The 17,367-nt window shown below is 53.9% G+C and carries 13 protein-coding genes; 6 read left to right on the forward strand and 7 right to left on the reverse strand.

Annotated features, from left to right (window positions below):
• Window positions 1-475: 475 nt before the first annotated feature.
• Window positions 476-1,447 carry a ThuA domain-containing protein gene (locus SFX18_16290; GenBank protein ID MDX1964710.1) on the reverse strand — a complete coding sequence of 324 codons (972 nt, stop codon included), beginning with the start codon at window positions 1,445-1,447 and terminating at the stop codon, window positions 476-478.
• Window positions 1,448-1,695: 248 nt separating this feature from the next.
• Entirely contained in the window at window positions 1,696-2,460 is a 765-nt protein-coding gene (locus SFX18_16295) for a phosphatase PAP2 family protein (protein ID MDX1964711.1), read from the reverse strand.
• A 367-nt stretch (window positions 2,461-2,827) separates the two neighbouring features.
• Here SFX18_16295 and SFX18_16300 point away from each other — a divergent pair, with 367 nt between their 5' ends.
• The 5 genes from SFX18_16300 to SFX18_16320 all read left to right on the forward strand — a co-directional run bounded on the left by SFX18_16300 (window position 2,828) and on the right by SFX18_16320 (window position 10,847).
• The gene (locus tag SFX18_16300) at window positions 2,828-3,361 is read left to right on the forward strand and encodes a hypothetical protein (GenBank protein ID MDX1964712.1); all 534 of its coding nucleotides are present in this window, start codon (window positions 2,828-2,830) and stop codon (window positions 3,359-3,361) included.
• A 110-nt stretch (window positions 3,362-3,471) separates the two neighbouring features.
• On the forward strand, window positions 3,472-5,580 hold the full coding sequence (locus SFX18_16305) for a hypothetical protein (protein ID MDX1964713.1): 2,109 nt from the start codon (window positions 3,472-3,474) through the stop codon (window positions 5,578-5,580).
• 110 nt (window positions 5,581-5,690) lie between these two features.
• On the forward strand, window positions 5,691-8,912 hold the full coding sequence (locus SFX18_16310; GenBank protein MDX1964714.1) for a DUF1592 domain-containing protein: 3,222 nt from the start codon (window positions 5,691-5,693) through the stop codon (window positions 8,910-8,912).
• Window positions 8,913-8,968: 56 nt separating this feature from the next.
• Window positions 8,969-10,297 carry a DUF1552 domain-containing protein gene (locus SFX18_16315; GenBank protein MDX1964715.1) on the forward strand — a complete coding sequence of 443 codons (1,329 nt, stop codon included), beginning with the start codon at window positions 8,969-8,971 and terminating at the stop codon, window positions 10,295-10,297.
• Between the two features lie 58 nt (window positions 10,298-10,355).
• A complete protein-coding gene (locus SFX18_16320) occupies window positions 10,356-10,847 on the forward strand; it encodes a transposase (GenBank protein ID MDX1964716.1) in 492 nt (163 codons plus the stop codon).
• Between the two features lie 68 nt (window positions 10,848-10,915).
• On the opposite strand, the gene SFX18_16325 is transcribed toward SFX18_16320, so the two are convergent.
• The 3 genes from SFX18_16325 to mgtE form a co-directional block, all read right to left on the reverse strand.
• Window positions 10,916-11,179, reverse strand: coding sequence for a type II toxin-antitoxin system ParD family antitoxin (locus tag SFX18_16325; GenBank protein MDX1964717.1), 264 nt, complete (start codon window positions 11,177-11,179; stop codon window positions 10,916-10,918).
• Window positions 11,180-11,250: 71 nt separating this feature from the next.
• Entirely contained in the window at window positions 11,251-11,799 is a 549-nt protein-coding gene (locus tag SFX18_16330) for a hypothetical protein (GenBank protein ID MDX1964718.1), read from the reverse strand.
• Between the two features lie 27 nt (window positions 11,800-11,826).
• Entirely contained in the window at window positions 11,827-13,194 is a 1,368-nt protein-coding gene (gene mgtE, locus SFX18_16335) for a magnesium transporter (protein MDX1964719.1), read from the reverse strand.
• 388 nt (window positions 13,195-13,582) lie between these two features.
• On the opposite strand from mgtE, the gene SFX18_16340 reads away from it, so the two are divergent.
• Window positions 13,583-15,184, forward strand: a complete 1,602-nt coding sequence (locus SFX18_16340; GenBank protein MDX1964720.1) for a cytochrome c — start codon at window positions 13,583-13,585, stop codon at window positions 15,182-15,184.
• Window positions 15,185-15,253: 69 nt separating this feature from the next.
• Here SFX18_16340 and SFX18_16345 read toward each other — a convergent pair whose 3' ends face one another.
• The gene (locus SFX18_16345) at window positions 15,254-16,492 is read right to left on the reverse strand and encodes a hypothetical protein (protein ID MDX1964721.1); all 1,239 of its coding nucleotides are present in this window, start codon (window positions 16,490-16,492) and stop codon (window positions 15,254-15,256) included.
• Window positions 16,493-16,952: 460 nt separating this feature from the next.
• Window positions 16,953-17,084, reverse strand: a complete 132-nt coding sequence (locus SFX18_16350; protein ID MDX1964722.1) for a hypothetical protein — start codon at window positions 17,082-17,084, stop codon at window positions 16,953-16,955.
• Window positions 17,085-17,367 lie beyond the last annotated feature (283 nt).

Raw genomic sequence — 17,367 nt, forward strand, 5'->3', positions numbered from 1 at the left:
AAATCTGATTTGACTTCTATTACCTGGTAACACCGATGGGGCAGCCACGCAAGCAGCACTGGAACTTGTACCAGGGTGCGCAGCAAAAGCAGACCGCTGGGTGGAGTTTAGGTATTTTAAAAGGTGCAGCTTGTGGTTGCATGGCCAAGGAACAAGTTCCGTGGGGATGCTGTTTTTTTGCGTCACCCGGGTAGTCGCTCGCTTTGACCCGTTCCTAAGTTTTACAGTCACTTCGCGTTAGGATGAACGAGAATTAAAAAATAAAAATGAAAAATTAGGCGGCTTCGTAAATATTGTGGGCTACAAAGATGGATATCTTCGGGGACTACCCACGTTGTAAATTCCAGATATCACGCTCCGCTATGCGTCGCGGCTAAGCAAAGACCAACAACCAAGAAGCAGAGCGGCGAGTGAAACTCGCCACTACGGCCAGAGCGGCGAGTAGAACTCGCCGCTACGGCCGGCTTTAGTCACTTTATGGCTTTTCGTCCGGATTGCCCCCGGCGGCCACGACCGCGGCTTTGGCTTTTTCCCCTTGTTCCTTGGACAGTTCGGGATTCGGCTCGGCATTGCCAGATTCCTTGCCCAGGATCCATTTGATACCGCCTAACAGCGATTCTTGGTATTTAGGGTTGGCCCAGACGGATTCATTATGGCCCAGGCTCATGTGCAGGGCTTTTCCCTCGCCGTATTCCTTGCACCAGGCGATTGGCACATGGTAGGGCTTTTTGAGCTTGGTTTTGGCCATATCCAGGCTCATCAGCACACGGACTTTTTCCGGCTGCCAATTGCGAAATTGGTAAATCTCGTCCTGAATTTCAAACTCCGTTCCTCCCCAAGGTTTGCAAATGGGATGTTCCGGTTCGTGGACGCTGACCGTGACGGTATCCCCCGCGTTCCAGGGATGTCCGGCAAACGACCCGCCGATCATATCCCAGTACGGTTCGTAATCGGCCATGGTGTCCGCCGCGGAATGCGTCCCGATAAACCCATGTCCCTTTTGCTTGAGCCAGGTGCCTAAAAAATATTCCATGTCTTCTTCCTTGATCGGGAACTTGTCGCGGGGGCCAGTGGTGTAAAACATGACAATGTCATACTGGTCCAGCTTTTCCTTGGTGATTTCGGCGGGGTCTTGGGTGCAGTCCACGCGGAAGAGGCCGCTTTTGATGCCTAATTCTGTCATGGCCAGTTCGGAGGGAGACAGCTTGTCATCCTTGCGCGTGACGGATCCATGTTTAAAACCGCCGCTATAGGTCAAAAACAAAATGCGGGCCCCTTTGTCGCCGCTTTTGGCACTGGCGGAGGCTGCTGACTCGGCCGCAGGGGCCGATCCACTGGCAAAAATCGCAAAACCTACGGCACAGAGTGCCGCCCAGCCAACATTTCGAAAAAAATCATGCAACTGCCGCATAAACACCAACTCCGTGGGCAAAAGAGATAAAAACATGGTGGGTGGGAAAACCGTCGCGGGGTAAGCGCATTATCATGCTCCTGAAAATGGCCTTTGCTGGCAACGCGGATCATCGCGAACGGGCACATTTCTTTGCATGGATTTTAAAGGATGCCCCATCCTTTGTGAATAAAATTACACTTTTTCGGACGAATTTTTTAGAACTACAACTAATTGCAAATGCGTTGCATAAACACGCCCGGCGGGGAATGGTCACTCCTTTATACCGTTATTAAGAAAAGGAATTAATCTAGAAACTTTTGCCAACGTGTTTGTAAATGCGTATTCCAGGCGGTAAACCAACTTCCCCACAGCCGATCAGACAGCGTGATTGACGCCACCACCATCCCCACCGCCGCTCCCCAGCAGACATCGCTGGCAAAATGCGACATCGATTCGACCCGCTGCAAACAAGCCAACACAGCCAAAATAGAGAAATATACCCTTCCGCGTGGATAAATGGCCGTCAACCCCAAGGCCAAGCCAACCGCCGTCGCCGCATGGGCGGATGGGAATGCCTGCCACGCGCTCAACTTGCCATGGGGAACAATGGCATAGCCACCGGTAAAAAAGGGAAACCAACTGACAAAGGATTCGGTAATGGGGCGGGTCAAATCAAAGCTATGCGGTCGTACGCGGGCTAGGAGAACCTTGCCCAGGTTTGCCAAAATGCCCGAACCATAGGCGCAGCAAAGTAGAGTGGGTAGGTTGGGCAGTTTTCGCGGTGTAAGCCAGACGACGCCCATCAGGATCAGGGCGACTCCCCATCCGTGGGCAAAGGCTTCCGCCAGTTGGATGGGCTTCCAGTCAAAATTGCCGTGATTTTTCACAAAGCCAGAGATCGCGGTATCCCATGGCAGACAAAAAAAACCGCCAATGACTAAACCAAAGGCATACACCAAACGAATCAGTAACAACCGATCAACGGGAGATAATTTGCCGGTTTGAGTGGGATATTCGTTTACTTTAGCAACATGAATCGCCTGATCCACCGTACCAGTGAGGGGCATGGGGGGGTAGTCGGGTTCTGATCGTAGAACCGCAGTTGCCGCCGCGCGTGAACTAGCGTCCGTTGTGTGGGTTAGGAGGCTTGACACGCCCAGAGATCCTTTATTCCATCAAAGGTTAGGGTACACAGCCTGATAATTTTGTTTAAGGTAGCTGCAAGTGAAAAATTCGCCAAGAGCGAAATTGCTAGCAGCTAAAGGGTGGGAAAAATTTGGTAAAAGGGAGAACGCTATTACGGGAGATCGTGCGGGATAATTTTTTATGGGATTTGGTTGCTGGCATGGGGCTTAGTCGCCTAAAATCGAGTTTGGCCAGCAGCGGGGGATAATGGCAAACAAGGGCAACGGCAATTTTTATAAGGAACGAAAGATGGCCAAGAGAATTAACCATGGTGGAATCCAATTTCGATGGGCCAGCTATGGACTGGCAATTGCTTTTTTGATGTTGGCAAAGCATGTCCACGCGGTGGAGGTTGCTGCGTCGGGGGGGGTAACCGGGGATTCATCGCGCCAGCTATCCGATGCGTCAAAAGCCAAGCAGCCCGTGACAGTACAGCCCACTACTAAAAAACCTATAGCCAAAAAGCCAGCAGCAAATGTCAACGCGTTTTTTCAGCGGCAGGTTTTGGCTCAACAGGGGGTGGTTTTTGGCCAGGGAAATCCGGCGCAGCAAAATCGCAACGCCAATCGCCGGCAAAACACACGGAATGCTAATGATGATCTAGGCCCGCAATTGGTAGATGTGATTCATAACACCGTCAGTCCGCCCACCTGGGATGTCAATGGCGGGACCGGACATATCCATTACTATTGGCAAGGGCGGGCATTAGTGGTGGCGGCACCCCAGGAAACGCATGAGCAATTGATCAACGTGGTTAATCAATTGCGACGGGCGGGACAATAAGGGATTTTTGAGCGCATGGCGAATTGACAGCGCGCTTGATTTTGGGCCAGGGCGGGTGCTATGGTAAGGGCAGATATCCCTCCCTTGCTTTCCCTAGCGAAAGTCCCGCCATGCCCCGCTCTTTCTTTTTATGGATTCGTTACGCGCTGGTTTGTCTGAGCGTGTATTTGACTCTGGGCGCTTCTGCCCTAGGTCAAGTGGTTATAACCGGCAAATACACGCATCCCCGATTTGCCTCCGTACAGCATGAGTCCCACGTCGCGGATCAAGGAGCAACCGCAGTGTCCGGTAACCCGTTGGCAGTGGCGGTAAGTAAAGCCACCGAGGACAATAAAGCAACAGGCGAACTCGATGTTCCCCACATCCATATGTCTGGTATCAACGTCTTTGCCGCGCGGGAAAATCCGCGTGCCGAGCCGAGCCAGTTTCGCACCTGGGAGACCGCCCCCGCGGGTTGGTACCGCCTGACGGGAGGCACGGGGCGATACACGCTACTCTTTGGCACGCCGGGACATTATGCACGCCCACGCATCGTTACCAATATTTTTTTGCGGGACAACGAAGAACTGAAGTGGGACACGCAACCGCTGTTCATGTACGCGCAGTTTGATGACCGAGATTACGACACAAAACGGGCCAGCCATTATTGGCAAAAGTTTATCGCCAACGGAACGGGGATGACTAGTGTTGGCTTTAAGTTAGCGCATGACGGCGTCGATGGGGTGGGGTCCGGGTCGCAAACGGTGCTAGTCAGCATCCACCGCCGGGGAAACGGCCCCCCCGATAGCTGGCCGCAGATCGGCCCAGCGATACCCGCCGTCGAGGTAGATTGCGGTGGGCCAAAAAGTTACAGCTACTCTGTGGGTTGGAACACCGGCGAAGTGGTCACCGAACCGGGCGAAACTTATGCCGTGCAACTGCGCGCTGAGCAGCCAGGGGGCACGTTCCAGACGCATTGGGCCAATGATGGCAATCCCGCCACGGACTGCTACCGCGAAGGGGAACAGGGCAAAACCGGCTGGCAGGGAAAGGACCTGTGGCTGGCGGTGGGAGGCGATGGTGATGGCCTGGTCATTCCCTACAATAAGCGAGTGCATAAACAATTTGGCGAATTGACAAACTGCCTCCCCAAATGGTCGCAATCATACGTGGCCCAGGGAAAAAGCCTGGCGGCGGTGCAGCTTTATGCGGCGGTTTCGGGCGCGCAGCCGCCCCTCAGCCGCCAGCGGGTTATCGTGCGCATCCGTGAAAGCGCGCCCGATGGAAAGATAGTCGGAGTGGAGCGCGTCGCGATCGGCAATGGCAATTACACAGGCGATGCGTCGTGGGGTGTCTTTGGCACGGTCTATTCCCCGGGCGAAGTACCGTTAGTACCCGGAAAGAAGTATGTGATCGAATGGGAATCGCTGGAAAGCGGACACACGCTGGATGGATTTGTGAATATTAAGGGGGAAGTCAGTAACGGCAAGCCAGGGTTTAACCCATATCGCAAACATCCGCTGGACCAATATGACCAGGGGACCGCGTATCTGGATGGAAAGGATATGCAATATGATTTGGATGCGCAGATAGTGGAATACACAGAACCCATAATTGGTGCTACTCATATTGATAACAATAACTTACTCATCAATGGCGACTTTGAAGCGATCAACCGCGCGGATGGAATTCTGATCGGCGGCCCGACTGTGGATTTCACTCCTCCCAAAAAGCAGGTGCCAATCACCTGGCAGGAATTCAAGCTCGCCCCCGATACTGAATTGAGTATTACAGCTATCCCAAGTCATCATGACTTTGTGGCCCGTGTCCAGGCTCCCGCAAAGTCGCTGGCCGATCCCACGCATGCGCCGCCTCTCGACGGCGGTTGGGTGCAGCAGGTGACGGGACTTAACCCCCATGATACTTATCGTGTGGAAGGTGATGTGCGCTGCACTTGGCCACTGGATGACGCGCGGCAGTGTCTGATCGGCATTGATCCCACGGGGCAGATGGACAATCCGCGGGCGGACACGATCCAATGGACTAAACTGCCGGAATTTCACGGAGTTTTTTCGCGCCACGCGGGGGAACCTATCCGCCCCCAAGCGGATAAACTCAGCGTGTGGCTGCGGGCCAAAACAACCAAGCATGACAAAGTAGCCCCCTTTGTGGCCGAATTTGACAATCTGCATTTGTGGCGGGTGAGAACAGAACTATTAGAGTCCGCAGGAACCAAATAGGATTAGTTTTTGACGCGCGTTTGCAATATTCGCTCAACAACCCCGTTCAATAAGGCTCAGCAATAATAATGCCCGCACTACGTATCACACTCGCGAGTTGTTGCGCATTAGTGCTTTGCGCATTGGGAGCTTTTGCCGCTAATCAGGCCCGGGAGTTACCGCTTAACTTTACAGACTTTAAACCCTTTGAAGTCTTACAAACCAAATGGAATGAGCGTGATCAAGCACTGATCAAAAAATACTGCTTGGATTGCCATTCCACGGCGGCAAAAGAAGGAGACTTCGATCTGGAGCGGTTCCGGCAAGTTGACGACATGCGCGCGGATATTGAGCCTTGGCAGCGCGTGCAAGAACAACTGGAGAACGGCGAAATGCCCCCTCGCGATGCTCCGCAACCCTCTGCCACTGAACGAGCGGAGTTGCTCGATTCGGTGGATCTATTACTGCTAGCCGTCGCCACGGAAAATTCGGGCGATCCGGGACCAGTGGTCCTGCGACGCTTGAACAATGCCGAATACACCTACACCATCCAGGACCTGACTGGCGTGTCGCTTCAGCCAGCAAGGGAATTTCCCGCGGACAGCGCGGCGGGCGAGGGGTTTACCAATGTGGGGAGCGCGCTGGTTATGTCGCCGGCTTTGTTGGAAAAGTACCTGGCGGCGGCAAAGGAGGTAGCCAGCCACGCCGTTTTGCTGCCGGACCGGATAGAATTTTCACCAGCCACCACACCCCGCGACTGGACCAATGAAAAGCTCGTCGCCATTCGCGATTTCTATGCCCGCTACACCGACAACTCCGGCGCGACAGCGGTCAATCTCCAAGGAATCCAGTTTGAGACCAACGGCGGAGGTCGCCTGCCGCTGCAATCTTATATTCGCGCCACACTGTTGGAACGGATGGCGATTAGCACTGGTAAAAAAGAGATCGCCCAGGTCGCGCAAGAAAATCACTTGAACGAAAAGTATCTGCGACGTATTTGGTCCGCGCTGACTGACTCGACGCCATCCAAATTGCTCGATCCCATTCGTCAGCGTTGGCATGGTGGCCTTCCCGAGGACGCCACGCAAATCACCGCGGATATCCTCCGCTGGCAATGCCAACTCTGGCGCTTCACCACGGTGGGTCATATTGGTAAAAAAGATGGCCCCCAGGCCTGGCAAGTGCCCGTTAATCCCCTGGTAACGGAGCAGGAAGTGCGGCTCAAGTTGCCTCCTTCCACAGCGGAGGGGACGGTTACGATTTATCTGGTTTGTCACGCACTTGGTGATGGAAATAACCAGGACTATTGCTTGTGGGATAATCCCCGCCTGCTTAGCGAATTAATGCCTGAAATAAAATTGCGGGACCTGCGCGCACATTGCACGGCGGAGGCTGACGCGGGTAACTTGGAAAAATCCGCGGTACCCTACGGCCTGGATCCCGCGCTGTTTGGCAAGCATCCTAACGGCGCTCCGCTGGGTGATAACCAATTGTGTATGGCGGAGGATGGCGTCTTGGCCATCAGTATCCCCGCAAAGATTGCCGAAAAACGCGAATTTGTAGCGACCGTGCGACTGCACGAACCTACGGAAAAATCCGGAGGGATGCAAGTGAGCGTCCTGGCTGAACCACCGGCCAAACCGCTTCAACTGATCGTCCCGGGACTAAGCGCGACCACGGATAAAACCGTCTGGACCGACGCCCAACAACCATCGAATTATGCCGCGCCGCTGCTGGTGGCTGACAAAAGCGCGGCCCAGCGCGCCTGGCAAGCGGAGTTTGACGCGTTCCGGCAGCTCTTTCCCGCGGCGCTCTGCTATACCAAGATTGTCCCCGTGGACGAGGTTGTCACACTGACTTTGTTTTATCGCGAAGATGATCAATTACAACAATTACTACTGGACAATGCCGAAATCGATAAGCTCAATTCCCTATGGTCTGATTTGTATTATGTCAGCCGTGCCCCGCTGATGACGGTCGATGCCTATGAGCAGCTTTGGCAGTTTGCCACGCAAGACGCCGATCCCAGCGTGTTTACACCCATGAAGGAGGAGATCATGCGGCGGGCGGAGGAATTTCGCGGCCAGTTAGCGGCGAGCGAGCCGGCGCATCTTCGCACCGCGCTGGAATTTGCCGCGCGGGCGTGGCGGCGACCATTATCAAATACAGAGCAAGAACAGCTTCAAGCATTTTACCGCCACCTGCGCGAGTTAGACAATAACCACGAGGATGCTATTCGCGCGCTCTTGACTCGCATCTTGGTCTCACCCGCATTTATGTACAAAAGCGAACAACCCCCCGCGGGTGCATCTCCCGCGCAAGTGAACGACTGGGAACTAGCCAGCCGGTTAAGCTATTTTCTTTGGTCCTCGCTGCCGGATAATGATTTACGCGCCCTGGCGATGAACGGCAAGCTGCGGGACCTGGACGTGTTGGCGGGACAAGTGCGCCGCATGAGCCAGGACCCGCGCATTCGCCGACTGGCGGTGGAGTATGGCTGCCAATGGCTGCACATCCGCGAGCTTGACGCTGAGAATGAAAAGAGCGAACAGTTTTATCCCGAATATGCCGAGTTACGCTCGGATTTTAAGGAAGAAGCGGCGCGGTTTTTTACCGATTTCTTTCAGGCGAATCGGGGGATAGGGGAGTTGTTGAACGCGGACTATGTCTTTGTGAATGGCCGCTTGGCAAAGCATTATGGCATACCCGGGGTTGAGGGGGACGCCTGGAGGAAAATTGAACAAGCGCGACAATACGGCCGCGGCGGGATTCTCGGCTTTGCCGCCACGCTTTCCAAACACTCCGGCGCATCGCGCTCTAGTCCGATCCTTCGGGGTAATTGGGTGGTGGAGTTTTTGCTGGGGCAAAGGCTCCCCCCTCCGCCGCGGAATGTCCCGGTCTTGCCGGAAGTCGCTCCCGGGGAACTTACCGAACGGGAACTGACCGCGCGGCATAGTTCGGATGCCGCGTGTGCCAAATGCCATGCGCGGATCGATCCCTTTGGATTTGCCCTGGAGGGTTACGACACCATTGGCCGATTGCGGACGCATGACCGCGCGGGGCATGCGGTGGACGTCAACGCTATTTTGCCCGACGGAACTAAAATAGCGGGACTACCGGATTTGCGGGATTATTTGCTGCATCGGCGGCGGGCGGATTTTACCCGGGCGTTTAACCGCAAACTGTTAGGCTATGCCCTGGGACGGGGTGTGCAATTATCGGATGAATCATTGCTAAAAGAATTGGATGCTAAATTGACAGCTAGCGACGGGCGGATTACCGACGCTTTGATCATCATCGTGCGCAGCCCACAGTTTACACGGATTCGCGGCGCGGCGGCCAAGAAAGAGTAATCCAATATTGTGTCTGTTTCTTCGCAAGTCGCAATCATAACCAACAGGTCACCTCCATGAATCAAAAACTTATTTCGCGGCGGACAGTCTTGCGCGGCTTGGGCGTGACCTTGGCGCTCCCCTGGATGGAGTCGCTACGCGTTTGGGGCGCGGAGACTGGCCCAGCCAGCGCTACAGCCAGTAGCCCAATAACGGCATCCGCCGCCGCGCCACAACGCTTGGCGGTATTGTTCTCTGGAAATGGCTTTCATAAGGATCATTGGTGGGCCAAGGGGACCGGCAAGGAAATGGAACTGGGCCAAGTGCTGCGGCCGCTGACTCCTTTTCGTGAAAAAATGCTCTTTATCAGCGGTCTTTACAATGAAGAAGCGCAAAAGGGAAACATTCATAGCTCCCAAACCGGCAATCTGCTAAGCGGCGCGCCGCTCGAGGCGGGAGGCGGCATTCGCAGCGGGACCAGCGTCGATCAACTGCTGGCCCAGCGATTGGGCGGCACAACCAAGCTGCCTAGCTTGGTGTTAGGCTGTGAAAAAGCCAATCCGTCCGTCCACAAGAATTATTCGATGCTGTATAGCAGCCATATTTCGTGGAGCTCGCCGACAGCGCCAACGCCGCTCGAGGTTTATCCCGCGCTGGCATTTGACCGGTTGTTTCGCCAAAGCAACGCCAAAAGCGACGCCAGCGTGTTGGACGCCGTGGGGGAGGACGCCAGCGGCCTGCGGGGCAAAATCAGTCAAGCCGATCAACGCAAGCTGGATGAATACCTGCAATCGGTGCGCGAGGTGGAACAGCGAATTCAAAAAGCGGGAACTCGCGGTGAAATGCAAGGTTGGCGGCCGACGCGGGACCAACCAAATATTCCCCGTCCCGCCGACGGCATTCCCCAGGACATCGCCGAGCATATGCGTCTGATGTGCGATATTTTAGCACTGGCTTTGCAAACGGACACCACGCGGTTTTGCACGCTCAAATTAAATAACGATCATTCGTCCTTGCGTTTTCCAAACCTGGGGGTCGATTATATGATTCACCATTTACTCTCCCACCAGGAATCGGCGGACTGGCTCAAGGTAAATCAATTCTTTTTAGAACAGGTGGCGTATCTGGCGGGCAAGCTGGACGCGATCCAGGAGGGGGAACGGACCGCGCTGGATAATACGGCCCTGCTCTTTTGTAGCAGCATGCTGACCGGCAGTCATGACGCCAGCCGTCTGCCGGTGGTGTTGCTGGGGAGTGGCGGGGGAAAAATCGCAACCGGCCGAGTCCTCGATTACAGCGACAAGCCCAACCGCCAAATGTGTCGGCTTTACCTGTCGCTGCTGCGGCATTATGGACTAGAAGAGCGGACGTTTGGGGATGCGACGGAGCCGCTGGGCGAGGTGTGAGAAAGGTTTCAGCCCGCCGCGTTAGCAAGGGACACGAACATTACTTAACAGCTATCACATGAAAGACCCCATAGGCTATTTTATGATGTGGGGGACCTATGGGACGTGGCTTCCTGGTGATGAGAGAGGATGGGTGGATTATCGGCATGGATGGCAACTCCTTAACTCCGTCTTAGAAATAGAAGCCCAATCCAGAATGACCGAAACAGCATGTTTCTTGAGTGTGACTCAACGAACCTTAGTTGAAGAGCAAATTCGTGAAACATGTGATTTTAGAGAATGGAAAATGTTCGCGGTAAATTGTCGGTCAAATCATATCCATGTAGTTGTATCCGCTCTCCATGTTGATCCCAAGAAAATCCGAAATGATTTGAAAGCCTGGTCTACTCGCAAGTTGAAGGAAGCGTCATTAGATAAGCGTGATAAATGGTGGAATGAGCGAGGGTGCACACGATATATCTACGATGAAGACAATTTGGCGATAGCTATCGAATACACCATGAAAGCCCAGGACCGAAAAGGGAGAGAGCAAAAAGAGTTCCGTTGCTAACGCAGCGGGCTGGTAATACGCCAGAACCCTTGCTAACGCTGCGGGCTGAGAATGCAACAGAACCCTTGCTAACGCTGCGGGCTAAGTTCCTTGCTGAGGACTTGGGCCAAATTCTCAAAGCATAATCCCTCCCCTTGATCCAATTCCGCGAATCCGGCTTCGGTCATTTTTTTAAGGATGGCCAACTTTTCGGCTTCTTCATTTGTACGTATCTCCAATAATCGCAAACCCGCCCGCAACACCTCGCCAGCGTTCATGTAACGGCCGCTGCGAACTTGTTCGTCGACAAAATCTTCCCACCGTTTGGTAAGTTCAATTTTTCTCGCGGGCATGCGATACCTCCATAGATGGTAAATAGGATAATATGATTATATCAATTGTTGAATCGTTAAGAACAATCTCATCAAGAAATAATTCGAGGTATGACGGCCATTAAGAGTATGATAAAAGGGAGGAAGCCTATTGCCAACGCAATCAAGCAAGCTATTTTATACCACCCTTCAGTTTTGCTATTTGCGTTGTAAGCTAAAATAGCAAGAAACAAACCGGCGACAGGTATCCAAGAAAGTAATAAACTAAAGATCGCCAGTATTTTAACGACAAGTGAAGGCTCATCTGTTATGATTATTTCCGGATCATCCGCTCTGACATTCAGGATTTTTGGAGAGGCGTAGGGGTTAAATTCCCCGCTTGTATCGGGATGATTGGGGTAATCATAAGTGGTAAATTCTCCCCGCAATGAATCATTGCCGGCAACTTTTGGTTTTGACTTGCGATCCACAATCCAAATGAATATCCCCGCGAGTAAGCCCATCGTAGTCGTTAACGCGAGATACGATAACGGTTCTAGCTCTTGATTAATATTTGTGCCATTTATCATTAAGCCAATCAGCAGGCCCGCCACGGTACCCACCGGAGGACCCAACCAACCCGGGAATGAAAGATTTTGCATAAATCACCACAATCAAATCGAGTAGAGCTACAACCCGATCACCGCGCTGGCCACCAAAAAGTAGATTGTGATCCCCGTCACGTCGACCAGTGTCGCCACAAAGGGGCTGCTGGCCAGGGCCGGGTCGGCCCCAAAGCGCCGCATGACCAGGGGGAGCATCGACCCGACGATCGTTCCCCACACGCAAATGAGCGACACCGTCACCGCGATCACGATGCTTAACGTGTAACGGTTGGTGGTGTCCAGAATCGTGTCCCCCACCAAATACCCCCGGATCAGTCCCAGCACGCCCAGCGCTCCCCCCAGGGCCAGTCCCATGAGCAACTCATGCTTCAGAACCCGCCACCAGGTCCGTGGTTCAATCTCGCCCAGGGCCAGCGCGCGGGTGATCAGGGTTGCCGCTTGGGAACCGCTGTTTCCCCCCGTGGCTAGGATCAAGGGCAGGAACAGACTTAGCACGATGGACTTTTTCAATATGTCGTCAAAATAGGCCATGACGCTAAATGTGAGCATGCCGGTCAGGAAGAGGCATGAGAGCCAGGTAAAGCGTTTAAGCCATAACTCTCGAAACGGCGTGTCGAGGTACCCCGCGGCCAGGGGCACCATCGCCCCCATGCGGTGCGCGTCCTCGGTCGCTTCTTCCACCACAACGTCAATCACATCGTCATGCGTGACAATCCCCACCAAGCGTCCGGAATCATCCACCACGGGAATCGCCAAAAAGTCATACCGGGCCATCTTTTGCGCGACGGTCTCTTGATCATCCGTGACCCGGACCGAGACCACGTCGGTTTCCATGATCTCGCTGACCAATGTGGAGGGTTTGGCCAGGATCAACGTTTTGAGCGAGACAAATCCCAGCAAGTGCCGGTCCGGCCCCAACACGTAAATGTAATAGATCATCTCATTGTTGGGGGCCTGCAAGCGCAACCGGGCGATGGCCTCGCCGGCGGTGATTTCGGCAGGGACGCTGGCATACTCGGTCGTCATAAGCGCGCCGGCGCTCGATTCGGGAAAGGACAACAGCGTGCGAATATCCTGCCGCTCGGCCTTGGCCACCAACGGCAGCAATTCCTCCACCACGCTTGGTTCCAACCGTTTGAGCAAATCCACCCGGTTGTCCGGGGCCATTTCCTCTAACAACGCCGACATATGCCGCCGCCCCCCCTCATGCACCAATTCTTCCTGCTTGCTATTGGAATAATATGAAAAAATGTCGGCCTGAACGGCCAGCGGAGCATGGGCAAGAACCCGCCAGACATCCTCCACGGAAAGTCCCTCGGTAAAGTCGGCCACCGTGGCGGGGTGCAGCTCGTTCGTGACCTCGGTCAAGCCTTGATCATCGTTTTCGGCCAGCATCAGTCGTAATTCGGGAAGCAAAATCGGATTGGCCATGCAATAACCAGGCGGCAAAAAATACGGTCGATTAGGGAATTTATGCAATCTGGTCAAAGTTCGGCGTTACGCCAAGGGGCCAGATAGTATTTTTTGGGGAAATTGGCTTTTTACGGGACCAAAGAAGGTGGCTCGTTCGAATCGGTAATTCTTTTCCAACAGCCAACCACTCCACTCAGGCGCGCTACCTTATATAATAGATTTATAAAGGATGCCAGAGAAACTTCGTTCATATCGCGGGAATTTTATGCTGCAACCGCACAATCAACCTAGAAAAAATTTCATTCCGGTCCTAACCGGAAGCCTACCCGTGGCATTAGGGTTGTTTTGGTCGATTAAGTTACTATTGAGTGGTGAACCAAATACATCATCCGGGCGTGAACCCAATTTGCCAACAGAAACATTGGTCACGCGGGAATCATCCGCTGCTTCTCCATCGAGCCAAACTTTTCCTAAAGCGGCCAGTCAGGTGATTTCCTATGATGTTTCCGCTAAAACCGCGGACACCCGTAAATTGGAACCACGGTTCACTTCCCCCGCCCAGCGGGGCCTGTGGCTATTGCTAAATAAGGCATTTTTGCCGCCCGATTTTGACCAAGAGACGTTTGACCGGCTGTGGGAAACCTGGGAGGAACCGCTGCGCGGCCAGGCGGAACGGGCCACTCCTGCCGAGCGGAGGCGATTGGCCTTTGCCCGCTATGGCCTGACGGAACGTCCTCCCGAGATGCTCTTTGGCCAAACACCGCATAAGGACGATCAGCCGCTGCCCCTGCAGTATGTAGTGAGCCAGGATGGCCAATGGTCGATGAATTGTCTGGCGTGCCACCAAGGGACCGTGGCGGGCCAGGTCATTCCCGGCGCGCCGAATAACGCTTACAACATGCAAACTTTATACGAGGATGTGCGCAATACAAAATTAAAGTTAGGAAAAAAACTATCGCATATGGACCTGGGTTCGGCGTTTGTCCCTCTTAGCACCAGCCGCGGCACGACCAACGCCGTCATGTTTGGCGTGGTGCTTTTGAACTATCGCCAACCGGATTTGACCGTGGACAAACTGCGCCCAAGGCCCGCCCTTACCAATCATGACCATGACCCGCCGGCCTGGTGGCAGCTGCACCGCAAGTCGCACCTCTACATAGACGGCTTTGCCCCCAAGGGGCACCGCGCGCTCATGCAGTTTCTTTTAGTCGAACAAAATGGTCCGGCACAATTCACCCAGTGGGAGCGGGATTTTATGGACGTGCTGGCTTGGCTAGAGTCTTTACGCCCGCCAAAATACCCCCAAGCCATCGACCCCGTTTTAGCCACGAGTGGTGAAAAACTATTTACCCAGCACTGCGCTAAATGCCACGGAACCTATGGGCAAAATCCCCAATGGCCCGCGCGGGAAGTCCCTCAAAAAGTGGTGGGCACTGATCCCACTCGGCTGTTGGGTCTGACCGCGGGTCAGCGTGCCCATTATGCCTCGAGCTGGTTCGCCGAATTCAAGCATTCTTCCCCTGTGTCTTCCCCCCCGGTGACAACCTTTGGCGGGGCGGCGCGGGCGCTTTCGGGGCGTCCGCCCGCGGCCAACGTCACCGTTAATCTCACAAAAACCGAACCTCACGGATATATTGCCCCGCCGTTGGATGGGGTCTGGGCCTCAGCGCCATATTTTCATAACGGATCCGTTCCGACATTATGGCAAGTTTTGACCCCAGACCAGCGACCCGCAATCTGGCAGCGTAAACTGACCACTGAATTAACGACGCCAGCGACGGATTTAAGCAAGCAGGCAACACCACCGGGCACCCCCGTCTATGATTGGCGGCAGTTGGGCCTTGCGCATGAAGTTCTTGACAGCGTGCCCCCGGATGTGGGTCCCGCGTCTCGACGGGAATTTTACGATACAACGCAAAAAGGCAAATCCAACGCGGGTCATGATTTTGCCGCGCGACTGAGCGAGCCTGCCCGGCGAGCCTTGCTGGAATACTTAAAGACGTTATAGACGTCCTGAATTATCGCAAATCAAAGTAGCTTATTGGGTGCCTTGCGTAAGATGCCTGTTTAGCACGATTTATGGCAAGTTGCCTGGCGGTATTTCCACGGCGATCATTCCCGCGAACATGAGATCGGGATCTCCTCGCTCAGCCAGGGAAGCCGCCAGGGCCGTGATCGTTCGCGGAACAACGCCGCGAAAAAGCTCTTGTTTACCGTGTATGACGCGGATTTCCTGATCCAGGTCTTGCATTTGGTCATCGACGTGTACCAAAAGCGATTTGACATTTTTTGTCTCTTCCAGGTTGATTGTCTGGCCGTCGCGCGTGGCGATAACCAGGGAATCGCCTTTAACTTGATCCGGAGGCACCGCTAGCCAGTATGAGCGGCGTTGGTTGTGGCCTGTTTGCTGCCAGACCACGCGCTGGGGGCGGGGATTGCGCGTAAACTTGGCCATCCAAGGGAGGGCCTCCGCATCCTCGCCGTCCATCCAATGTCCTTTTCCTTGGCGAATATTTACAAAGTGCTCATACCCACCGGGGTCGGCGGTCCGCATTTCGGCTAGTTTATCGCCATATTCGCGCCCGACGCGGTTGCGGCTGTAGGCGCTGTCCCGCTCTCCCACCTGCAGGGCAAAGGGAACATTACGGACTGATAACAGCGACACACCGTTGGGATGACCGGCCATCATGGACGCGGCCGCCCAGCGGTCCGCCATGCGAGGGGCTAGCTGATAGACGCCGTCGCCCCCGGCGGAATAACCGAGGATGAATACCCGATTGGGATCGACATCCGCCAGCACGATAAAATTTTCTATCAAGCGGGCGAACATGCGGTCGATGTGCGGCTCGTGCCAGAGATTCCAATTATCGGTGGGGGCGCGGGGAGCCAGGTAAATTCCTTCGTCCAATTTGTAAAGTCGCTTTTGGTTTTCCCATTGAGCGTCGTTGACTTTTGGTGGAGCTCCTCCGCCGCCGTGCAATGATATCCACAAGCTGCGGCCGGTTGCCGGGGCTTTGCCAAACACGTGATAATCATAGGGCATCCGTAAGTCGCCGTCGGTGATCAACTTTTGGGCATGCTCCTGGCGGCGCTCTTGGCGGATACGTTCACGATGGGCTTGCCAGAGCAACCCGCGAGCCGTGGCGGCATCGGCCTTGGCCAGGGGAACCGCCGCAAACGGTTGCTCGGCAATTTTTCCTAAAGGAGCGTCGGATTCCTTGAGCCACTGTTGCAAATTGGCAACCGCCTGGGCGGATTTGGCGTTATCAGGCGGCGCGGCGACACAAGTTTGGCGCGAGTGTAGATAAAGCACCACGAGCGAAAATCCAAGTATCCGGTACGCAGCTTTGCCAATGATGGAATTACAAGCACGACTACGAAGAGTGTGGTAGAAAGCAAAAATCATAAGTTACCGCCTGGGACAAAAGTTGGTAAAGCAATTACGATGAAGCAATCTCTTTGCCTATAAGCGGACGCTGGGCCAAGTGCCGCACGGCATGGATTTCAAGGATCTCATGATTGATGCGGTACAGTGCCAGTTGGGTGAGCTTTTAGCCCAAGCCATAATAAATTTCACGAAGCTCAAAGGGATTTTTATGTTTTCAGAAGATACACTACTTTTTTAGGGATTGTCAAGCAGTGTATCAATCGCCATTCTGATACCCGTTTAGCCAATTATCGGCAATCTCTAATGAGCCAGATTGTGCCGCATATCACATTACAATTCTCTTAATTTCCAACTCCGCCTCCGCTGTAAATTTAAGTTTATTCATAACCTACCGCTGGATGATTCCAATTTCTTCCCTTATCCGTCGAAAGACATCATCGGCATCATGCAGCTGCCCCGCTGGGCAATCCTCCACGACGCGCTGCACGGCGGCCGCAGTCGTGTCAAACTCCAACTGCACGGCCGCGCTATCGCAGAGGCCATTATCCGTGAAAGTGCTGGCGTTCCGCCAGTGCTCAAGTAATTGGTATCAACTTGCCGGGCCGCCAATTGTGGACAAATAATCGCTGGCCAACTGATAGAAGTTGTTCAAGTCGCTATGTGTGATCAGCGTATTTGCTCTCCTTGTTAAACAACCCGAATTTTACCGACATTAATTCATTTTATCCAACTTAATTTATAAAAATGCCCCTCCTGATTGGAAACAATGCCATAAAAAAATTGTCCATTCGACGCTGCGCATG

Source organism: Pirellulales bacterium, from assembly GCA_033762255.1.
GTDB lineage: Bacteria > Planctomycetota > Planctomycetia > Pirellulales > JALHPA01 > JANRLT01.